Below are 19,785 nucleotides of genomic sequence, written 5' to 3' on the forward strand. Positions count from 1 at the left end.
CGATCGATAGCCTCGATGGATGAGCAACTTCCTGAGGGTGGACGAACTGATCGATCTGCTCGCGTCGGGCGTCCCGGTGCGGCTCATCGACGTGCGGTGGCGGCTCGACCGTCCCGACGGCCACTCCGAGTACCTCTCCGGCCATATCCCAGGAGCGGTGTACGTGCCCCTGGACCAGGAGCTCGCCGCGCACGGTCGCGCGCATGAAGGCCGCCACCCGATGCCGAGCACCGAGAGCCTGCAGGAGGCCGCGCGCCGCTGGGGCGTTCGCGGTGGCGACGTCGTCGTCGCGTACGACGACGCGAAGGGTGTGTCCGCCGCGCGCGCGTGGTGGCTGCTTCGCCAGGCAGGCGTCGACGTCCGCGTGCTCGACGGGGGCCTTCAGGCGTGGGTCGGCGCCGGCTACGAACTCTCCTCCGACGAGGTCGAACTCGACCGCGGCGATGTCGTCCTGACCGAGATCGGCGCCGATGCGATCTCGATCGACGAGGCTGCCGCCTTCCCGGCATCCGGGGTGCTGCTCGACGTGCGCGCCGCCGAACGCTACCGCGGTGAGACCGAACCGCTCGATCCGGTCGCCGGACACATCCCGGGAGCCGTGAACGTGCCGATGACCTCTCATTTGGATGCCGACGGCAGGCTGGTCGATGCCGCGACGCTTCGGGCCACGTTCGCCGCCGCCGGCGTGACGCCGGGAACACCGGTGGCCGCCTACTGCGGGTCGGGCGTCACCGCCGCGCACACCGCGCTCGTGCTCGATGCGATCGGCATCCCGGCGAAGGTGTTCCCCGGATCGTGGAGTCAATGGTCGAACACGCCTGGGCGCCCGGTGGCGACGGGACCGCAGCCCGGCTGAGACACCACGTTCGCCGCGAGACACCACTTTCCGCATGAAAAACCACGTGTGGCGTGGTTTCTCGTGCTGCATCTGCAGTCTCAGGCGCAAGGCAGGAGCGAATCAGCCCCGAGGTCCGTAGCCCCACCGCAGCTCCAGCGCCCCCGGGCCGAACCCGCGGCGCACCTGATGCACCGAAGTCGCCCCATCAAGCGCGATCGGCCGCACGACCGTGCCCGAGGGTGTCTGCTCATGCTCCTCGCACCAGTCGGGGAGCGCGTCGGGATGGAACCGGGTCCAGACCAGCAGCTCCCGGCACTGCCGGTCGACGGCATGACCGGTGTCGTGCGTCGGCGGGTGGTCCGGGGGATAGGCGACCGCCCATTCGACGACGGTCGTGTTCGGCGCCGTCAGCGGCACCTCCAACTCGAACAGGGCGCCGTGCACCTCGCCGTTCGGATGCGAGTACCAGGCCGCGATGCGGCCGCCGGAGACGGCGGTGATCATCGGGGCGGGAGTCGACACGCCGGGGTTGATCTCGAGGAACGGCGTCGCCGTGATGGTGCCCGAGGTCGACTGCACGATGCTGCGGGTCGTGCAGCCGAGTACGCTGCCGTCGGCACCGACGTCGGTCACCGAGTGGGTCGTGAGCTCGCGGGAGGTGTCGGGATAGGTGGCGCCGAGGGCGGAATACGCGTCCATCACCGCTCGTTCCAGTTCGATCTCGTCGATGGGGAACTGCGCGGACGCGATGGGTCCCGTCCGGTTCGAGCGTCCGAGCAGCCGAGTGAGAGCGCGCTCCTCGAGGCCGAGCAGGTCTTCGATGTCGGCGAGCGCTGCGAGTGATTGCGCCCCTTCGGGACGCCGCGCACCGGACCGCCAATAGCTCAGGGTCGCCATCGAGACGGTGTTTCCGCGGGCTCTGAGCTGCTCCTGCAGCCATGACAATGTGACACCGCGCGCATTGATGGCATCGCGAAGTGCGCCGGCGACCGCTTCGGCGCCAGCCTCGCGTCCATCTTTTTCCGTCTTCATCACAGACCCCCTCCGGTATGTGAAGAACGCCCCTTTAGTCTGAGCATAGGACCGCACGCGCACACTTCTGGGGACCAGGGTGAGTTGTGGGGTCACGTGGTTGTTTCGATGCATGCAGGGTGCCTGATTTTGCGAATGATTCGGCCAGACGCAGTGATGCCCCCTTGCTGCGTGATTCGTGGGGCCCGGCGATCGATCTGGGGAGATCCGCCGGGCTTCACGAAGCCCTCCTGCCCGGCGCATCCGCTCTGCGCCCGCGCGTAGACTGGGGGGAACACCCCGGAGGACTCCGCATCGTCATGTCTGCCCCTGCCCGCGCCATCACCGTGCGCACCGTTCAGCTGCTTCGTGCGCTGTTCGCCGCAGCCGCTGCGCTGATGATCACGTTCTCGCCCGACCACTCGGCGGCCGTCGGCCTGTCCGTCTTCAGCGGATTCGCTTTCGTCAGCGCCTTCGTCCTCGTTCTCGCCGCCTGGCTCGCGCTGCCCGCGGGTCGCCGCTGGCCGTACGTGATCATCGCGGTGCTCGGATTCGCCGCCGGCATGATCAGCGGCATCCCGCCCTGGCGGAACGACGACCTGTTCTTCATCGTCGTGATCTCCTGGGCGCTTCTCACCGGAGGCATCGAGCTGTTCGGCGGCATCCGCACGCGCCGCACCGGCGATCCGACAGCGCGCGACGCGATCACCGTCGGGGCCTTCGGCGTTCTCCTCGGCCTTCTGCTCGTGCTCATTCCCGCGGGACTCGTACAGGAGTACTCGATCGAGAGCGCCGGCACCTTCCAGCTCACCGGGATCATCCTGGGGGTGGGCATGTTCGGCGGCTACGCGGCCGTCGTCGCGGTCTTCCTCGGCATCGCCGGGCTCACGCCGAGCCCGCGTTCCGAGGTCGAAGGCGACAAGAGGGCGGAGGCGGATGCTGCGCCTGTCGTCGATGAGATCGATACGGCCGCAGCGCCGGCCGACCGCGGAGGAGAGCGATGAGCGACGACAAGCCCACCCGCCGCGACATCCTGCGGCCGCTGCATCTGCTCGGCATCGCGCTGGCGTGCGGGGTGTTCGCCATGGTCGTGACGTTCATCACGACCGGAGCGTTCACCGCGCGGGTCAACATCGCCATCTCGCAGGGAACCTACGACGGTCTCACCCCGATTGCGCTCGGCCTCGTCGTCGGCGGCGGCGCGTTCATCGCGACGCTGCTCATCCTCGCGATGCTGATCCTCGCCGTCGATCCCGCCGACGTCACCAAGACCGTCGACCGGCCCGTGCTCTACGACGAAGAGGACCCCGCGGATCCCGTCGATCCTGAGACCGGCGACGACAAGCGCGAGGAATAGCTCACCCGCCTCTCCTCACGCGTGAGCACCACCACGCAGGCGAGCACCGCGCGAGTGAGCGCGGTGCGAGTGCGCACCACCACGCAGGCGAGCCACGGCCCACCGCCCGAGCCTCGGCCTACGGAGCGAGCCACGGCTCACCGGCTCGGGTGCCGATTCAGCGGGCGAGTCGCTCCGCGATGCCGGTGTACGAGGCCGGGGTCAGCGCGAGCAGGCGCTGCTTCGCAGCATCCCCGATCTCCAGTCCTTCGACGAACGAGGCGAGCTCGGCGGCACCGACCCGGTGCCCGCGGGTGAGTTCCTTGAGCAGCGCGTACGGGTCGCTGATGCTCGAGCGGCCGGCGACGACTTCGGCGCGGATCACGGTCTGGATGGCCTCGGCGAGCACCTCCCAGTTCACGTCGAGATCGGCGAGCAGCACGTCACGCGCGAGCGAGATCTCGTTCAGGCCGCGACGCAGGTTGTCGAGCGCGAGGAGGGAGTGCCCGAAGGCGACACCGATGTTGCGCTGCGTGGTCGAGTCGGTGAGGTCGCGCTGCAGGCGGCTGGTGACGAGCGTCTGCGACAACGAGCCCAGCAGCGCCGCCGAGAGCTCGAGGTTCGCCTCGGCGTTCTCGAAGCGGATCGGGTTGATCTTGTGCGGCATCGTCGACGAGCCGGTGGCCCCGGCGACGGGGATCTGAGCGAAGTACCCGAGTGAGATGTACGTCCAGATGTCGGTGGCGAGGTTGTGAAGGATGCCGCCGGCGTGACGCACCCGGTCGTACAGCTCCACCTGCCAGTCGTGCGACTCGATCTGCGTGGTGAGGATGTTGAAGCCGAGCCCCAGCCCCTCGACGTACTCACGTGCGATCCCGGGCCAGTCCGCGTCGGGGTCGGCCGCGAGGTGCGCCGACCAGGTGCCCGTCGCGCCGGAGAACTTGGCCAGGTACTCGGATGCCGCGATCTGCGAGCGCACTCGCTCCAGGCGCCACGCGAACACCGCGATCTCCTTGCCCATCGTCGACGGGGTGGCCGGCTGGCCGTGCGTGCGAGAGAGCATGGCGGCATCCGCATGCTCGACCGCGAGTTCGCGGAGCTTCTCGATGACCGCGTCGAGGGCGGGCAGCCACACGTTCTCGACGGCGCGCTTGACGGTCAGCGCGTATGAGACCGAATTGATGTCTTCGCTGGTGCAGGCGAAATGGGTGAGTTCGGCGACGTGGTCGAGCCCCAGGGTCGACAGCCGATCGCGCACGAGGTACTCGATGGCCTTCACATCGTGGCGGGTGACCGCCTCTTTCTCACCCAGCCAGTCGATCTCGGCCTGCCCGAAGTCACGGTACAGCGCACGCAACCGCTCCTTGTCGGCATCGGCGAGCGGCGACGTCTCGAACAGCGACCGGTCGGTGAGCGCGATGAGCCACTCGACCTCGACCTCGACCCTCGCGCGGTTGAGGCCCGCCTCGGAGAGGAAGTCGGCGAGACCCGTGACGGCGGCACGGTAGCGGCCGTCGAGAGGACTCAGAGGCTGCGGCGGGAGCGAAGGCTGGAAGTTCAGGAGAGGTCCTCGTGATCGGGGTCCCGCATCACGCGGGACGTCGTGCGGTTCAGACGCAGGGCGGGTTCGAGCTGGCGGAACAGGCCCCGGGCCGCGGCCTCAATCATACCGAGCACGGAATCGAACATGTCCTCGCCCGCGTAGTACGGATCCGGCACGTCGAGGCCGGTATCCGGCGCGAACGAGAGCAGCAGGGTGACCTTGCCCTCCTCGTCCTCATCGTGCGCCCACTCGCGCAGGATGCGCTCGTGGGTGCGATCGAGCGCGACGATGAGGTCGTTGTCGGCGAAGGATGCCGCGGTGAACTGCCGCGCGCGGTGATGGGAGCCGTCGTAGCCTCGGCGGGCGAGCGAATCGATGGTGCGACGGTCGGCCTGTTCGCCGAGGTGCCAGTCGCCGGTGCCCGCGCTCCGCGACACGATCCGCGATCCCAGCCCCTGGCGCTCGGCGAGATCGCGGAAGACGACCTCTGCCATCGGCGAGCGGCAGATGTTCCCCGTGCAGACGAAGATCACGCGGAAGGGATCCGGGGATGTCACACAGACCATTGTGACCGACGGCGCCGCTTCTGCACAGTCCGCTGCGCGGGCACTCTCTCTGCACCGACGCGGCCTCGAAGAACCTGTGCACCGGCGGGGGGATCGGCGGAGTGCGAGCCGGGCGGATCACGGATGCTGGTCGCATGTACGCAATCGACATCGCCCAGACCGGCTCCTCCGAGGCGCTGTGGGCCTGGTTCGCGGCCGGTCGTGAGGTCGACGAAGCGCTCTCGGAACTCGACGCCGCGGGAGCTGCGCTCGTGCCTCTCGTCGCCGAGACGGACTGGCACGCCGACGGCGTGCGGGCACTGCACACCCTGCTCGAGGATCTCCGGAGGCAGACCGAGAGCGAGCGAGGGCGGTTGAGTGCGCGGCAATGGGAACTCGAGAGAATGACCGGCGCATGAGCGACGACCTCGACATCCGGTACGGCGGAGCGATCGCCGTCGACACCGAGGTGCTGCGCGCCGTGGCGACACGCATCGCCGGGGTCGGGTCGCACCTCGATCGCGCCGAGGCGGCGATCCGCAGGGCGCACGAGATCACCGTCGGCGCTCCCGGCTTCAGCGCGCATGTCGACACGGCAGCCCTCTGGGCGAGCGGCGTGCACGCCCGCGACATGCGCGTGCGCTGCGATGAGGCGAGCACCGGGACGCTGTTGATGGCCGACGCCTATGAACTCGTCGAGCTGCGCGCGCAGGCGGCCGCCGTCGCGCTCTCCGACGCCGCCGCAGCGGAGGCGCTGCAGCTGCGCATCGAACGGCTGGAGGCGTCGGACGAGCGGCTGGCACCGATGGCCGACATGCTCGTCGCCGGCTGGGAGAACGGTCGCTTCGACGGGCTCGACCGCCAGTTCGATCTGGGTGGCGCGCTGTCGCCGCTCTTCCTCGGCGGCGCGCTGGTCGGAGCGAGGCTCGGCGTCGGCACCGTGCTCCCCGGGATGACGCTGCGGGGCACCGCCGACCCCGTGACGGTGCGCCCGGTGGCGACGTCGAGACCGGTCGGCCCACCGACGAACCTCGCCGAGGCGTTCCGCCGATTCCCCGCGGCGCCCGACGCCCAGCTCAAGGTCGAGCGCTACACGATGCCGGACGGCACCAGCCGCTACGCCGCGTACATCAAGGGCACGCAGTCTTTCGGCTATGGCGGCGGCGACCCGTGGGACATGAAGTCGAACAAGGAGCTCTACATCGGTGAGACCTCGGCGTCGTACCAGGCGACGCTCGACGCGCTCGCGGCCGCCGGTGCGGAGCCGGGCGACCGCGTGGACGTGTATGCCCATTCGCAGGCCGGTATGGTCGCGGCTCACCTCGCGATGGGGAGCGAATTCGACGTGCAGGTGCAGGTGACAGCGGGAAGCCCGGTCGAGCCGACGCTGCGCGATGATCAGCTGCTCATCCAGCTTCGTCACACCGACGATGTCGTGTCGTCGCTCGCCGGCGGCGGGTCCCCCGGCGGCACCGGATCGCCGGACAGTTTCATCGCCGAGCGCGTGGGCGACTCGCGATCAGGGGTGCAGGACGTGTGGCTCGCGACGCACTGGCTCGACCCGTACATCGAGACCGCCGAGATGGTCGACTCCTCCGGTGATGTGCGCCTCGAGGGTATCCGTGACTCGTGGCGCGAACTCGGCAAGGCCGAGGCGATCGAGGCCACCGAGTACCGCGCCGAGCGCTCCGGATGATTCCGGTGCGGCGCTGTCAGTGACGGCGGGATTTGCGCTTCTGCGGCCGGAGGACGAACCCGAAGATGCCGTTGATCACTGAGATGATGAGCGCGGCGACCACGCCCCACCAGAAATGCCCGACCGTCAGGCCCCAGCCGAAGCCGCTCGTGATCCACGCGGTCAGCCACAGCAGGAACCCGTTGATGACGAAGCCGATGAGGCCGAAGGTGAGGATGTAGAGCGGGAAGGCGACGATCTTGACGACGGTGCCGATGATCGTGTTCACGACAGCGAAGATCGCCCCGACCGCGAGCAGGGTGAGCACGAACTGCAGGGTCTCGCCCGGCGGGAAGGCGGTGACGACCACCTGCAGCACAGGGATCAGCGTCACGACCCAGAGGGCGAAGGCGTTCACGACGACTCGGATGATGAAGCGCATGGTTCGTCCAGTCTGGCATGCCGCATCCCGGATGTCAGCGGTCGAGCGCCTCACCGGCTGACCGGGCGAGGGCCTGCTCATAGACTCGGGGCGTGACCGAACCGCTCCTGCCCCGCATCCGTCCGGCCATCGCCGCCCTCGCTCCCTACCGGCAGGGCAAGCAGGCGGGCCCCGATGCGTTCAAGCTCTCGAGTAACGAGAATCCCTTCGACCCGCTGCCGTCGGTGGCCGAAGCGCTGCAGCACACGACGCCGATCAATCGCTATCCGGATGCGACGGCGGGCCGGCTGCGCGCGCGCCTCGCCGCGCGTTTCGGCGTCGACCCCGACCAGGTCCATGTCGCCGCAGGGTCCGTGTCGATCCTGCATCAGCTGATCCTCGCGACGTCGTCCGCCGGCGACGAGGTCGTCTACGCGTGGCGCTCCTTCGAGGCGTACCCGAGCCTTCCGCTCGTCGCCGGGGCCACCGGCGTGCAGGTGCCGCTCACGGCCGGCGCCCGGCACGACCTCGATGCCATGGCCGCCGCCGTCACCGAGCGCACCCGAGCGGTCATCGTGTGCACCCCCAACAATCCGACCGGTCCGATCGTCACGGCGGCCGAGTTCGCGGCTTTCGTCGAACGGGTGCCGGGCGACGTGCTGATCATCCTCGATGAGGCGTACGCGGAGTTCGTCACCGCACCCGGCGCCGTTGACGGCCTCGCCGAGCGGGTGTTCGAGACGCATCCCAACGTGGTGGTGCTGCGGACGTTCTCCAAGGCGTACGGCCTCGCGGGCCTGCGCATCGGCTATGCGGTGGGCAACGCCCGTGTTCTCGATGCCGCAAGGAGCACCGGCATCCCCCTCTCGGTCACGTCCGCCGCCGAGAACGCCGCGATCGCAAGCCTCGATGCCGAGGCGGAGCTGCTCGAGCGCGTCGCCGTCATCGTCGAGCGCCGCGCCCGTCTCGCCGACGGCCTGCGCGCCGAGGGGTGGGACATCCCCGACGCCCAGGGCAACTTCGTCTGGCTCCCCACCGGAGACCGCACCGACGAAGTGGCGGCGGCATTCGCCGCAGCCGACCTGATCGTGCGGCCCTTCCCAGGCGACGGCATCCGCATATCCGTCGGTGAGGAAGCGTCCGTCGCCCGCGTGATCGAGGTCGCCGCTGCCACCCGCTGATCGGCGGATTCTCCGCGTTCCCGACAGATACGAGGGAGTCCTAAGTATGCGTGCCCTGGCATGCCGTCGCGGGTAGCGTAAGAGCCGTGACTACCTCCGAGACCCCCCTCGTGCGCGTCCTCGACGCGACCGGACAGTTCACTCCTTCGGATGCGGCCGAGCAGTACCTGCCCCTGATCGAGGCGATCACGGATGCAGAGCTCGAGCAGTTCTACCGCGACATGGTCGTCATCCGCGCCATCGACACCCAGGCCACCAATCTGCAGCGGCAGGGCCAGCTGGCGCTCTGGCCGCCGAGCCGTGGGCAGGAGGCAGCTCAAGTCGGGTCAGCCCGCGCCGCCCGCCCACAGGACACGATCTTCCCCTCCTACCGCGAGCACGCCGTCACCCGCATCCGCGGTGTCGACCCGCTCGACATCATCAAGCTCATGCGCGGCGTCTCGCACGGCGGCTGGGACCCGTCTGATCCGAAGAACGGCAACACCCGCTTGTACACACTCGTGCTCGGTTCGCAGGCGCTGCACGCCACCGGCTACGCGATGGGCATCGCGTTCGACGGCCGGTCCGGCACCGGTGACCCCGAGCGGGACGAGGCGGTCATCGCGTACTACGGCGACGGCGCCTCGAGCCAGGGCGACGTGCACGAGGCGATGGTGTTCGCCGCGAGCTACCGCACGCCCGAGGTGTTCTTCCTCCAGAACAACCACTGGGCGATCTCGGTGCCCGTCTCGACGCAGTCGCCGGTGCCGCTGGTGCAGCGCAGCGCCGGATACGGCATCCCCAGCATCCGCGTCGACGGCAACGACGTGCTCGCCAGCTACGCCGTCTCGCGCATCGCGCTCGACGAGGCCCGAAGCGGCAAGGGGCCGAGGGCGATCGAGGCCGTGACCTATCGGCTGGGCGCGCACACCACCAGCGACGATCCGACGAAGTACCGCGGTTCCGCCGAGGAGCAGTCCTGGGCCGACCGCGACCCGATCCCGCGGATGCGCGCCTTCCTGGAGGGTCGCGGAGCCTCCGCCGCCTTCTTCGACGATGTCGAGGCAGAAGGGGCGGATGCCGCCGAGGATCTGCGCTCCCGGACCGTCGCGCTCGGCCCGCCGCCGGCGTCGCGGATGTTCGATCACGTCTACAGCGAACCCCACCCCCTCATCGACGAGCAGCGCGCCTGGCGCGACCGGTATGAGGCATCGTTTGAGCAGACGGAGGGGCGAGCATGACACTCGAGACGATGCCCTTCAGCAAGGCCCTCAACGCCGGCATGCGCAAGGCCATGGAAGACGACCCGCGCGTGCTGATGATGGGTGAGGACATCGGCAAGCTCGGCGGTGTGTTCCGCGTGACGGAGCACCTGCTGCGCGACTTCGGTGATCAGCGCGTGCTCGACACTCCGCTCGCCGAATCCGGGATCGTGGGCACCGCGATCGGACTGGCCATGGCGGGCTTCCGCCCGGTGTGCGAGATCCAGTTCGACGGGTTCGTCTTCCCCGCTTTCGACCAGATCACTACACAGCTCGCGAAGCTCACCAACCGGCATGAGGGCCGCCTGTCGCTGCCCGTGGTCATCCGCATCCCGTACGGCGGCCACATCGGCGCGGTCGAGCACCATCAGGAGAGCCCGGAGGCCTATTTCGCGCATACGCCGGGCCTGCGCGTCGTGTCGCCGTCGACGCCGAATGACGCGTACTGGATGATCCAGGAAGCCATCCGCTCGAACGACCCCGTGATCTTCATGGAGCCGAAGAGCCGGTACTGGCAGAAGGGTGAGGTCGAACTCGACGCCTCTGCAGCACCGCTGCACGCCTCCCGGGTCGTCCGCACCGGAACCGACGTCACCCTCGTCGGGCACGGCGCGATGGTCACGACTCTGCTGCAGGCCGCAGCGCTCGCCGAGTCCGAGGGAACCAGCTGCGAGGTCGTCGACGTGCGCTCGCTGTCGCCGATCGACTACGAGCCAATCCTCGACTCCGTCCGCAAGACCGGCCGGATGGTCTACGCGCAGGAGGCCCAGGGCTTCACCAGCATCGGCAGCGAGGTGGCGGCGACCGTCATGGAGCGCGCTTTCTACGCTCTCGAGGCGCCGGTGCTTCGCGTGTCGGGATACGACACTCCTTTCCCGCCCGCGAAGCTCGAGGGCGCCTACCTGCCGGATGCCGACCGCATCCTCGAGGCCGTCGACCGGTCGCTCGCTTACTGACACCACCGTCCGGAAGGACTCGCAATGAGCACGCAGAACTTCAACCTCCCCGATGTCGGCGAAGGCCTCACCGAGGCGGAGATCGTCGCGTGGAAGGTCGCGCCGGGCGACACCGTCGCCATCAATGACGTCATCTGCGAGATCGAGACGGCGAAATCGCTCGTCGAACTGCCGTCTCCCCACGCGGGTATCGTCGACGAACTGCTCGTGGGCGAGGGGACGACCGTCGAAGTCGGCGCGCCGATCATCACGTTCGTAACGGATGCCGCGCCTCCCGCCCCTCCCGCCCCGGCAGCACCGGCGCCGGCGGCCGAAGAGGGCGGCGGCTCGGTGCTCGTCGGATACGGCACCGGCGGCGGAGCTCACTCACGTCGTCGGAAGCCCGCCGAGCGGCCGGTGCGGTCGTCGGTCGGGGTGATCGCGAAGCCGCCGATCCGCAAACTCGCCCGCGATCTGAACGTCGACCTCACCGCCGTCACGCCGAGCGGCGCCGACGGCGAGGTGACGCGCGACGACGTCGTCAAGCACGCCTCGCAGGCGAGTGTGTTCCGTAACATCGAAACCCCCGAATGGGGCGCGGTGCGTGAGGAGACGGTGCCGGCGCCCGCCGCGGCATCCGTCGGCATCGCCCGAGGACTCACCGACCCACCGGCATCCGATGCCGAGCGCACCGAGGCGATCCCCGTGAAGGGTGTACGCAAGGCCAGCGCGAACGCGATGGTGCAGAGCGCATACTCGGCACCCCACGTCACGGTCTGGAAGGAGATCGACGCCAGCCGCACGATGGAGCTCGTCAAGCGGTTGAAGGCCTCACCGGACTACGCCGACATCCGGGTCTCGCCGCTGCTGATCATGGCCCGCGCCGTGATCTGGGCGGTCCGGCGCACGCCCATGGTCAACGCGGCCTGGGTCGACACCGAAGGTGGGGCGGAGATCTCGCTCCGCCACTACGTGAACCTCGGCATCGCTGCCGCCACTCCGCGGGGTCTGCTCGTGCCGAACATCAAGGACGCGCAGGACCTCGGCATGAAGGATCTCGCCCGGGCGCTCAATCGGCTCACCCTCACGGCGCGCGAGGGCAAGACGACGCCGGCCGACCAGCAGGGCGGCACGATCACGATCACGAACATCGGCGTCTTCGGGATGGATGCTGGAACCCCGATCATCAACCCCGGCGAGGCCGGGATCGTCGCGATGGGCACCATCAGCCAGAAGCCGTGGGTCGTCGACGGCGAAGTGCGCCCCCGCTGGGTCACCACGGTGGCAGGGTCGTTCGACCACCGCGTCATCGACGGCGACGGCATGAGCCGTTTCATCGCCGACGTGGCATCCGTGCTCGAGGAGCCGGCGCTGCTCGTCGACTGACGGCGGGTTCGCCGGCGTCGAGTCAGGAGAAATCCGGGGAACAGGACGATTCCGGCCGGATTCTCCTGACCCCGGGATCTCTCCTGAGCTGGGACTGGCGTAGGACTGGGGCGGAAGCCGGGGCTGATGCAGGGGCTGATGCTGGGGGATGCCGCTCCTGAACAGGGGGAATCCCCGAAACAGGACGATTCCGGGCGGATTCTCCTGAGCCCGGGATCTCTCCTGATTCCGGGACCGGCGGGCGGAGCGGACGGGATGCGCGGGGATATGGACCGGTTGTCGGGCCAGGATGCCGCGCCCTACCGCAGCGCGCGCAGGCGGCGCTCGGCGAGCTGCGGAACAGCCCGTTCCCTCGCCGCTCGGCGGGCCGTGGCAACCGCGCCGATCGTGACGACCTCGGCACCCAGGGCAGAGGCGATGAGCTCGGGCGCCGGCAGATGCAGCTCCTCCGGCAGGAGACGCCGGGCCGCCGCGAGCACCGGCTCGACGCTCTCCGCGACGGCACCGCACACGATGACGCGTGCGGGGTCGTACATGCTGCCGAGCACGCCGACGATGCGGGCGACCGTCGCTCCGACCCGCTCGGTCACGAGTTGGGCATCCGCGTCGCCGGATGAGGCGAGCGTGAGCACCAGCCGCGGGTCGACGCGGCCGTTCTCCACTATCCGTCCGATGGCGCCGGCGCGATCGATCTCGCCGCCCTCGACGGCCGCGCGCACCTGATCCTGCAGCGCGTAGCGGAGGCCGAACGCCGACCCCACTCCGATGATGTGGTCGAAGACGACGCCCTCGCCGACACCGCCATGCGCGCCGTGCAGCACGTGTCCGTCGACGACGACTCCGCCGCCGAACCGCTCGCTCGCGAGCAGCGCGACGTAGTCACGGCATCCGATCGCGGCTCCCGTCGACCCCTCGGCGATCGCGGCGAGCTGGGCATCGTTCTTGATCTCGACGACGGGCGCCCACTCGCGCAGCGCCTCGGCCAGCCCGGGGTTCGTGCGCTCCCAGAAGCCCTGCGGGTGCGGGGGAGAGATGCCGTCGCGGTCCACGGGAGCTGCCACGCCGACGCAGATCGCCAGGATCTGATCGCGTGAGACCCCCGCCTCGCCCAGCGCCCGGTGCAACGCATCGAGGATCGTGCGGCGACGCTCGACGGCGGAGTGCGCGGGGTCGAGGTCGATGCGCCGGTGAGCGAGAGTGCGGTCGAGCTGCGCGTCCGGCACCGCGGTCGTCACGGTGACGGCGAGGTGGGTGTCGCCCGCGTCCATCCCGATGACGACGCCCAGCTCGGGAGAGAGGGCGAACCGCCGGGCGGGTCGTCCCGAGCGATAGCTGCCCGCGGCGCGCGCGTTGGGAAGCTCGCGCAGCACATCGACGGCGACGAGCGTGTCGATCGCGTCGATTGCGGTGGAGCGGGTGAGCGAGGTCGCCGCCATCACCTCGGTCGCGGTGAACTCACCGGCCGTCCAGGCGACGTCGAGGACAGCACCGACGCTCGCGCGACCGGTGCCGAGGTCTGCGGACACATCTGTCAATGGCTTGACCTCCCCTGTCCTCCGATGAGAGAGTACCGTTCGACAGAGTAAATTCGCTCATTAGATTTAGTTTGCGGATCTAAAGGATCGGAAGGACGACGGTGTCTGTGAAACCGAAGAGCGCGGTGCGCCTCATCGCCGGAGGGATGGGTCTCGCCCTGATGGGCGCGGCACTGACCAGCTGTGCGGCGGGCTCCGGAGCGGAGACCATTCGCTTCACGTTCAGCAAACGCGAGGCGATCGAATTCATGACCGAACTCGTGGCCGAATACAACTCCTCGCAGGACGAGGTGAAGGTCGAGATCGACACCTCGGGTGTGGACGTGGTCTCGGCGAGCTTCGTGCGCGGCAATCCGCCCGACATCATGCTCGGCAACTACAACTACGAGATCGCGCGTTTCGTGCAGCGCTGTGCCCTGATCGATCTCTCCGAGACCGAGGCCGCCGCCGGCATCCGCGAAGACCTTCAGCCCCTCATGGAGCAGTACGGCTCCTGCGACGGCCGCGTGAGCGCGTTGCCCTATTCGGTGATGGCGGCGTCGGTCATCTACAACAAGCAGATCTTCGAGGAGCAGGGCCTTGAGATCCCGCAGACCTGGGACGAGCTCATCGCCGTCTGCGACCAGCTGAAGCAGGCCGGGATCGACCCGTTCTACGGCACCTTCAAGGACGACTGGACCGTCGCCCAGGGCTGGTACGACTACACGGCGGGCGGCTCGGTCGACGTGATCGAGTTCTTCGACGCCCTCGCCGAGGAGGGTACCGAGGTCGGTCCCGACTCCGAGGTCTCGTTCCAGAAGGACTTCGCCGAACCCATGGACCGGATGATGCAGCTGGCGAGCGAATACACCAACGAGGATGCCGCGAGCAGGGGATACGGCGACGGCAACCTCGCCTTCGCGAAGGGTGAGGCGGCAATGTACCTGCAGGGTCCATGGGCGTTCAGCGAGATCGCCAAGACCGATCCCGATCTGGAGCTCGGCACCTTCCCGCTGCCGATGACCGACGATCCGGCCGACCTAGCCGTCCGCGTCAATATGGATCTCGCCGCGATGATCCCGCAGGAATCGCGCCACCACGAGGCGGCCTTGGACTTCCTGGAGTACCTCTACCTGCCGGAGAACATCGAGGAGTACAACGCCTCGCAGCTCGGCTTCACCCCGACCGAGGATGCGCCGGCGCCCGATGACCCCCGCATCGAGGGGATGGTGGAGTACTACGACGCCGGCCAGGTCTATCAGGGCCCGTCGGTGCTCGTCCCGCGGACGCTGCCGATGTTCAACTACGCGCAGGCGATGGTGCTCGGCCAGTCACCGGCATCCATCCTCCGCACGATGGATGCCGACTGGGCGCGGATCGCGTTCCGCGCTCCCATACCTTCGACCGAGCAATCGGCATCAGGCCAGACAGAGGAGTCCGCGCCATGACCAGCACCACGACCAGGCCCCCGACGAGCACGACCGCGGTTCTCACCGGGGAGGGCCGCAAACTCCGACGCCACACCCGTCGCGTCGAGCCGATCTACTACCTGTTCCTGCTGCCGACCCTGGTGATCTTCACGCTCGCCATCACGGTCCCTGGCGTCATGGGGATCTTCTTCAGCTTCACCGATTCCATCGGACTCGGCGAATGGGACTTCAACGGGCTCACCAACTACATCGCGATGTTCAGCGATCCGGCGATCCTGCAGAGCTATCTGTTCACGTTCGGGTTCTCGATCGCCACGGTGATCGTGGTCAACGTGATCGCCTTCCTCCTCGCGGTCGGCCTCACCTCCCGCATCCGCTTCAAGACGGGCCTTCGGACGATCTTCGTGATCCCCATGGTGATCTCGGGCATCATCATCGCCTACGTCTTCAACTTCCTGTTCTCGAACTCGATCCCCGCCGCGGGAGCAGCCACCGGCATCCCCTGGCTTCAGACGAGCCTGCTCGCCAACCCCGACCTCGCGTGGATCGCCATCGTCATCGTCACCGCCTGGCAGGCCGTCCCCGGCACCCTGCTGATCTACATCGCGGGACTGCTGTCGGTGCCCGGCGAGGTCTACGAGGCGGCGAGCATCGACGGCGCGGGCAAGCGGCAGCAGTTGCTGCGGATCACTCTCCCGCTGGTCGCGGGATACGTCGTCATCAACGTCATCCTCGGATTCAAGGGCTTCCTCAACGCCTACGACATCATCGTCGGGCTCACCAACGGCGGCCCCGGCACCGCGACCCGCAGCGTCGCGATGACGATCATCGCGGGCTTCAACGGCGGCGACTACGCCTACCAGATGGCCAACGCGACGATCTTCTTCATCGTCGCCGTGCTCATCTCGATCCTCCAACTCTCCATGACTCGCGGAAGGAGCGGGCTCTGATGTCGACGGAGACACTCACCACCGCCACGGCGGCCGGCCGCAAGCCCCGTACTCGCGTGGAGCGGCCGAACTGGTCGGGCACGATCATCCTGATGCTGTGCGCCGTCACCGTGCTGCTACCGCTGTACGTGACCATCTCGATGGCGTTCAAAACCAGCGGTCAGGCCGTCGACGGCAACGCCTTCTCGCTGCCGGCACCGTTCAGCATCGACGGGTTCGTCCAGGCGTGGAACCTCACCAAGTTCCCCGTCGGCGCGGGCATCTCCCTGCTGGTGACCGCCGGCACCGTGATCGCGACCATCGTGCTCGCCGCCTTCGCGTCGTACGCGATCGTGCGCAACTGGGACCGGCGGCTGTTCCGCTACTCGTTCTTCTACCTGCTGGCGGCGATGTTCATCCCGTTCCCGGTCGTCGCGCTGCCGCAGATCCAGCTCACCGGGCGGGTCGGACTCGACAACCCCGCAGGCGTCATCATCCTTGCGACGATGTTCCAGCTGAGCTTCAGCGTGCTGCTGTTCACGGCGTTCCTGCGCTCGATCCCGATCGAGCTCGAAGAGAGTGCGCGAATCGACGGCGCGACGACCTGGCAGACGTTCTGGAGGCTGATTTTCCCGCTGCTCGCGCCCATGAGCGCCACAGTGGGCATCTTCGCCTTCCTCTATTCCTGGAACGACTTCATGATGCCCTCGCTGATCATCTCGGATCCGGCGCTGCAGACGCTTCCGGTGCGGCAGAACCTGTTCCAGAACCAGTTCAGCAACAACTACAACGTCGCCTTCGCGTCGTACCTCATGGCGATGGCACCGGCGATCCTCGCGTACCTGTTCACGCAGCGCTTCGTCATGGAGGGCGTCACCCAGGGCGCCGTCAAGGGCTGACCGCGCCTGCACCGTCCGAACCACCGTCCCGACCCGGAACCCCAGAAGAAGGAGCCCCTGCGTCATGACCGATGCACTTCTCGCCGACACCGAGACCCGCCCCGTCGACCCCGCCGCCACCTGGTGGCGCCAGGCCGCGGTGTACCAGATCTACCCGCGGAGCTTCGCTGACGCGAACGGCGACGGACTCGGCGACATCCCCGGCGTTCTCTCTCGCGCCGACTACCTCGCCGAGCTCGGCATCGATGCCGTGTGGCTCAGCCCGTTCTATCCGTCCGCCCTGGCTGACGGCGGGTACGACGTCGCGGACTACCGCAACATCGACCCGCGCCTGGGTACGCTTTCGGACTTCGACGCGATGGTCACGGCGCTGCACGAGCGTGACATCAGAGTCGTCGTCGACATCGTGCCGAACCACACCTCCGACCTGCACGAGTGGTTCCAGGAGGCACTCCGCGCCGGACGCGGATCCGCCGCCCGCGAGCGCTACATCTTCCGCGAGGGCGCCGGCGCCGACGGCGAGCTCCCGCCGACGGACTGGGTGTCGGCCTTCGGGGGACCGGCGTGGACGCGCGTCGACGACGGGCAGTGGTATCTGCACAGCTTCGCCAGGGAGCAGCCCGACCTCAACTGGGCCCACCCCGAGGTGCGTGAGGACTTCCTCACCACCCTGCGCTTCTGGTCGGATCGCGGCGTCGACGGATTCCGCATCGATGTCGCCCACATGCTCACCAAGGACCTCACCGAGCCGTTGCCGTCCCGCGAGGAACTCGCCCAGATCCCGCGCGACGGCAACCATCCGCTGCTGGACCGGGACGACGTGCACGAGGTGTATGCCGAATGGCGGAGCGTGTTCAACGAGTACGACCCGCCGCGCACCGCCGTGGCGGAGGCCTGGGTCGAGACCCCCGAGCGGCGCGCGAAGTACGCCTCGGCTGAGGGACTCGGGCAGGCGTTCAACTTCGACCTCCTCGAGGCCGACTTCGACGCCGCGCAGTTCCACCGCATCATCGACGAGAACCTCGAGCAGGCACGCACCACCGGCTCCTCGACGACGTGGGTGCTCTCGAATCACGACGTCACCCGCCACGCCACGCGATACGGGCTGCCTCCGCTCGGTGGGCGTCCCGTGAAGCAGGGCGTCGAATGGGTCGCCGCCGGGGGCCCCGCCGAACAGCTCGATCGTGAGGGAGGCCTTCGCCGGGCGCGCGCGGCCACGCTGTTCATGCTGGCCCTCCCGGGGAGCGCCTACCTGTACCAGGGCGAGGAGCTGGGCCTGCACGAGGTCGCCGAGATCTCACCCGAAGAGCGGCAGGACCCGGCCTTCTTCCGCGGAGGCGAGTTCGACGGGCTGGGCAGGGACGGATGCCGCGTCCCGCTGCCCTGGACGGGCGAGGGCGCATCGTTCGGCTTCGGCGCCGGCGGTGCGCATCTGCCTCAGCCGGAATGGTTCGCCCGGTACGCGGTGGATGCGGAGTCCGCCGATCCGGCATCCACGCTCTCGCTGTACCGCGAGGCACTGCGCCTGCGGCACCGGCTGCAGAGCGGGGAGACCCTGGAATGGACCGACACCGGCCGTGCGGACGTGCTGCGCTTCACGCGCCCGAACGGCTGGCAGGCCGTGGCGAACTTCGGCACGGAGCCGTTCGACCTCGGGGATGACGCCGCGGATGCCGTGCTGGCCAGCAGTCCGCTCATCGGCACCTCGCTGCCGGCCGAGACCACGGTCTGGATCGCGCCGCAGATTTGATAACGGTTCTCATTAGCGCTTAGAGTGGGGGCATGCACACGTCTGTCCCCGCTCTCGCCCTCGCATCGGTCGCCGTCCTGACGCTGGCGGGATGCTCGTCCGCGCCCACCGCGGCGACGCAGGGCTCGGGCGACGAGGTCGTGCAGGTCGTTGCGAGCACGAACGTGTACGGCTCGATCGCCGAGCAGATCGGTGGTGACCGTGTCGAGGTGACCTCGATCATCACGTCCGTCTCACAGGACCCGCACTCCTACGAGGCGAGCGCGCGCGATCGCCTCACGGTACAGAAGGCCGACCTCGTGATCGAGAACGGCGGCGGTTACGACTCCTTCATCGACGACCTGCTCGAAGGCGCCGACCCCGAGATCGTCACTGCGGTCGAGTTCTCGCATGACTTCCCCGGGAACGAAGGACACGAAGCGGAGGGTCACGAGCACGAGACGGAAGGTCATGAGCACGAGGCCGAAGCCGACGCGCACGCCGAGGAGGGTCACGGCCACGAGGGCGAGGCGGATGCCGAGGCCCATGCCGAGGACGGCCACGAGCACGAGGGCGAGGCCGATGCCCAAGCCCACGCCGAAGACGGCCACGAGGGACACGACCACATCGAGGGTTTCAACGAGCACGTATGGTTCGACCCGCACACGATGGTGCACGTCGTCGAGGCGATCGCGGCCGAGCTGACCGAGCTCGACCCCGACGGGGAGGCGGAGTTCACCGCCTCGGCCGAAGAGCTCATGGCCGACCTCGAGGGTTTCGAAGCCGACCTCGAGACGTTGAAGGCCGCGGCCGCCGGCGCCTCCGTGTTCATCACCGAACCTCTTCCCGGTTACATCGCCACCGCCGCCGGCCTCACCGATGTCACACCGGAAGGTTTCGCCGAGGCGGTCGAGGAGGGCGCCGACGTGGCACCGGCCACCCTGCTGGACGCACTCGCCGTGATCGACGGCGGGGAGGCCACGGCAGTCCTCACCAACGCGCAGACCGGCGGCTCGGAGACCGAGCGCGTCGAGGCTGCGGCAGAGGCAGCGGGAATCCCGGTCGTCGCATTCACCGAGCTGCTGGAGGACGGATCGTCGTACTCTGAGTGGATGCGTGACGCGATCCAGAACCTCGCCGACGCGCTCCAGTCGTGAGCGCGGGCGCGAACG

Annotated in this window: 19 protein-coding genes; 14 read left to right on the top strand and 5 right to left on the bottom strand. The window is 68.6% G+C overall.

What is annotated here, in order from left to right; translation table 11 throughout:
- Positions 1-19 precede the first annotated feature (19 nt).
- Entirely contained in the window at positions 20-856 is an 837-nt protein-coding gene (locus RIN18_RS11000; RefSeq protein WP_309104016.1) for a sulfurtransferase, read from the top strand.
- A gap of 102 nt (positions 857-958) precedes the next feature.
- Here RIN18_RS11000 and RIN18_RS11005 read toward each other — a convergent pair whose 3' ends face one another.
- The gene (locus RIN18_RS11005; RefSeq protein ID WP_309104017.1) at positions 959-1,870 is read right to left on the bottom strand and encodes a hypothetical protein; all 912 of its coding nucleotides are present in this window, start codon (positions 1,868-1,870) and stop codon (positions 959-961) included.
- A 299-nt stretch (positions 1,871-2,169) separates the two neighbouring features.
- Between RIN18_RS11005 and RIN18_RS11010 the strand changes: the two genes are divergently transcribed.
- Both RIN18_RS11010 and RIN18_RS11015 read left to right on the top strand, forming a co-directional pair.
- Positions 2,170-2,853: an acyl-CoA synthetase gene (locus RIN18_RS11010; RefSeq protein WP_309104018.1), complete on the top strand. Its 684-nt coding sequence runs from the start codon at positions 2,170-2,172 to the stop codon at positions 2,851-2,853.
- Positions 2,850-3,206 (top strand): hypothetical protein, encoded by a 357-nt coding sequence (locus RIN18_RS11015; RefSeq protein ID WP_309104019.1) that lies wholly within the window; start codon positions 2,850-2,852, stop codon positions 3,204-3,206. Before RIN18_RS11010 ends, RIN18_RS11015 begins: the two co-directional genes overlap by 4 nt.
- Before the next feature lie 157 nt (positions 3,207-3,363).
- On the opposite strand, the gene purB is transcribed toward RIN18_RS11015, so the two are convergent.
- Both purB and RIN18_RS11025 read right to left on the bottom strand, forming a co-directional pair.
- On the bottom strand, positions 3,364-4,746 hold the full coding sequence (gene purB, locus RIN18_RS11020) for an adenylosuccinate lyase (protein WP_309104041.1): 1,383 nt from the start codon (positions 4,744-4,746) through the stop codon (positions 3,364-3,366).
- On the bottom strand, positions 4,743-5,285 hold the full coding sequence (locus RIN18_RS11025; protein ID WP_375163521.1) for a low molecular weight protein-tyrosine-phosphatase: 543 nt from the start codon (positions 5,283-5,285) through the stop codon (positions 4,743-4,745). The genes purB and RIN18_RS11025 overlap by 4 nt, the downstream gene beginning before the upstream one ends.
- 143 nt (positions 5,286-5,428) lie before the next feature.
- On the opposite strand from RIN18_RS11025, the gene RIN18_RS11030 reads away from it, so the two are divergent.
- Positions 5,429-5,692: a hypothetical protein gene (locus RIN18_RS11030; RefSeq protein ID WP_309104020.1), complete on the top strand. Its 264-nt coding sequence runs from the start codon at positions 5,429-5,431 to the stop codon at positions 5,690-5,692.
- On the top strand, positions 5,689-6,969 hold the full coding sequence (locus RIN18_RS11035; protein WP_309104021.1) for a hypothetical protein: 1,281 nt from the start codon (positions 5,689-5,691) through the stop codon (positions 6,967-6,969). Before RIN18_RS11030 ends, RIN18_RS11035 begins: the two co-directional genes overlap by 4 nt.
- Before the next feature lie 16 nt (positions 6,970-6,985).
- Here the strand turns inward: RIN18_RS11035 and RIN18_RS11040 are convergent, their stop codons facing one another.
- Entirely contained in the window at positions 6,986-7,390 is a 405-nt protein-coding gene (locus RIN18_RS11040; RefSeq protein ID WP_309104022.1) for a phage holin family protein, read from the bottom strand.
- 92 nt (positions 7,391-7,482) lie between these two features.
- Here RIN18_RS11040 and RIN18_RS11045 point away from each other — a divergent pair, with 92 nt between their 5' ends.
- From RIN18_RS11045 to RIN18_RS11060, 4 genes are all read left to right on the top strand, one after another.
- The gene (locus RIN18_RS11045) at positions 7,483-8,550 is read left to right on the top strand and encodes a histidinol-phosphate transaminase (RefSeq protein ID WP_309104023.1); all 1,068 of its coding nucleotides are present in this window, start codon (positions 7,483-7,485) and stop codon (positions 8,548-8,550) included.
- Between the two features lie 86 nt (positions 8,551-8,636).
- Entirely contained in the window at positions 8,637-9,770 is a 1,134-nt protein-coding gene (locus RIN18_RS11050) for a thiamine pyrophosphate-dependent dehydrogenase E1 component subunit alpha (RefSeq protein WP_309104024.1), read from the top strand.
- Complete coding sequence (locus RIN18_RS11055; RefSeq protein ID WP_309104025.1) at positions 9,767-10,747, top strand: alpha-ketoacid dehydrogenase subunit beta; 981 nt, start codon at positions 9,767-9,769, stop codon at positions 10,745-10,747. The genes RIN18_RS11050 and RIN18_RS11055 overlap by 4 nt, the downstream gene beginning before the upstream one ends.
- A gap of 24 nt (positions 10,748-10,771) precedes the next feature.
- A complete protein-coding gene (locus tag RIN18_RS11060) occupies positions 10,772-12,112 on the top strand; it encodes a dihydrolipoamide acetyltransferase family protein (protein WP_309104026.1) in 1,341 nt (446 codons plus the stop codon).
- Positions 12,113-12,411: 299 nt separating this feature from the next.
- On the opposite strand, the gene RIN18_RS11065 is transcribed toward RIN18_RS11060, so the two are convergent.
- Positions 12,412-13,638 (bottom strand): ROK family protein, encoded by a 1,227-nt coding sequence (locus tag RIN18_RS11065; protein ID WP_309104043.1) that lies wholly within the window; start codon positions 13,636-13,638, stop codon positions 12,412-12,414.
- Between the two features lie 155 nt (positions 13,639-13,793).
- Between RIN18_RS11065 and RIN18_RS11070 the strand changes: the two genes are divergently transcribed.
- The 5 genes from RIN18_RS11070 (at position 13,794) to RIN18_RS11090 (ending at position 19,770) form a co-directional block, all read left to right on the top strand.
- Positions 13,794-15,074, top strand: coding sequence for an ABC transporter substrate-binding protein (locus tag RIN18_RS11070; RefSeq protein ID WP_309104044.1), 1,281 nt, complete (start codon positions 13,794-13,796; stop codon positions 15,072-15,074).
- On the top strand, positions 15,071-16,006 hold the full coding sequence (locus tag RIN18_RS11075; RefSeq protein WP_309104027.1) for a sugar ABC transporter permease: 936 nt from the start codon (positions 15,071-15,073) through the stop codon (positions 16,004-16,006). The genes RIN18_RS11070 and RIN18_RS11075 overlap by 4 nt, the downstream gene beginning before the upstream one ends.
- A complete protein-coding gene (locus RIN18_RS11080) occupies positions 16,006-16,884 on the top strand; it encodes a carbohydrate ABC transporter permease (protein ID WP_309104028.1) in 879 nt (292 codons plus the stop codon). Before RIN18_RS11075 ends, RIN18_RS11080 begins: the two co-directional genes overlap by 1 nt.
- Before the next feature lie 64 nt (positions 16,885-16,948).
- Positions 16,949-18,634, top strand: coding sequence for a glycoside hydrolase family 13 protein (locus tag RIN18_RS11085; RefSeq protein WP_309104029.1), 1,686 nt, complete (start codon positions 16,949-16,951; stop codon positions 18,632-18,634).
- A gap of 32 nt (positions 18,635-18,666) precedes the next feature.
- Positions 18,667-19,770, top strand: coding sequence for a metal ABC transporter solute-binding protein, Zn/Mn family (locus tag RIN18_RS11090; protein ID WP_309104030.1), 1,104 nt, complete (start codon positions 18,667-18,669; stop codon positions 19,768-19,770).
- Positions 19,771-19,785 lie beyond the last annotated feature (15 nt).

This window comes from Microbacterium sp. (assembly GCF_031179285.1).
In the GTDB taxonomy this organism is placed as follows: Bacteria; Actinomycetota; Actinomycetes; order Actinomycetales; family Microbacteriaceae; genus Microbacterium.

Coding starts and splice junctions, on each gene's coding strand:
- RIN18_RS11030 (WP_309104020.1), top strand. CDS start 5,429: ATGTACGCAATCGACATCGCCCAGACCGGCTCCTCCGAGGCGCTGTGG.
- RIN18_RS11035 (WP_309104021.1), top strand. CDS start 5,689: ATGAGCGACGACCTCGACATCCGGTACGGCGGAGCGATCGCCGTCGAC.
- RIN18_RS11055 (WP_309104025.1), top strand. CDS start 9,767: ATGACACTCGAGACGATGCCCTTCAGCAAGGCCCTCAACGCCGGCATG.
- RIN18_RS11080 (WP_309104028.1), top strand. CDS start 16,006: ATGTCGACGGAGACACTCACCACCGCCACGGCGGCCGGCCGCAAGCCC.
- RIN18_RS11085 (WP_309104029.1), top strand. CDS start 16,949: ATGACCGATGCACTTCTCGCCGACACCGAGACCCGCCCCGTCGACCCC.
- RIN18_RS11005 (WP_309104017.1), bottom strand. CDS start 1,870: ATGAAGACGGAAAAAGATGGACGCGAGGCTGGCGCCGAAGCGGTCGCC.
- RIN18_RS11015 (WP_309104019.1), top strand. CDS start 2,850: ATGAGCGACGACAAGCCCACCCGCCGCGACATCCTGCGGCCGCTGCAT.
- RIN18_RS11000 (WP_309104016.1), top strand. CDS start 20: ATGAGCAACTTCCTGAGGGTGGACGAACTGATCGATCTGCTCGCGTCG.
- RIN18_RS11075 (WP_309104027.1), top strand. CDS start 15,071: ATGACCAGCACCACGACCAGGCCCCCGACGAGCACGACCGCGGTTCTC.
- RIN18_RS11060 (WP_309104026.1), top strand. CDS start 10,772: ATGAGCACGCAGAACTTCAACCTCCCCGATGTCGGCGAAGGCCTCACC.
- RIN18_RS11090 (WP_309104030.1), top strand. CDS start 18,667: ATGCACACGTCTGTCCCCGCTCTCGCCCTCGCATCGGTCGCCGTCCTG.
- RIN18_RS11070 (WP_309104044.1), top strand. CDS start 13,794: ATGGGTCTCGCCCTGATGGGCGCGGCACTGACCAGCTGTGCGGCGGGC.
- RIN18_RS11040 (WP_309104022.1), bottom strand. CDS start 7,390: ATGCGCTTCATCATCCGAGTCGTCGTGAACGCCTTCGCCCTCTGGGTC.
- RIN18_RS11010 (WP_309104018.1), top strand. CDS start 2,170: ATGTCTGCCCCTGCCCGCGCCATCACCGTGCGCACCGTTCAGCTGCTT.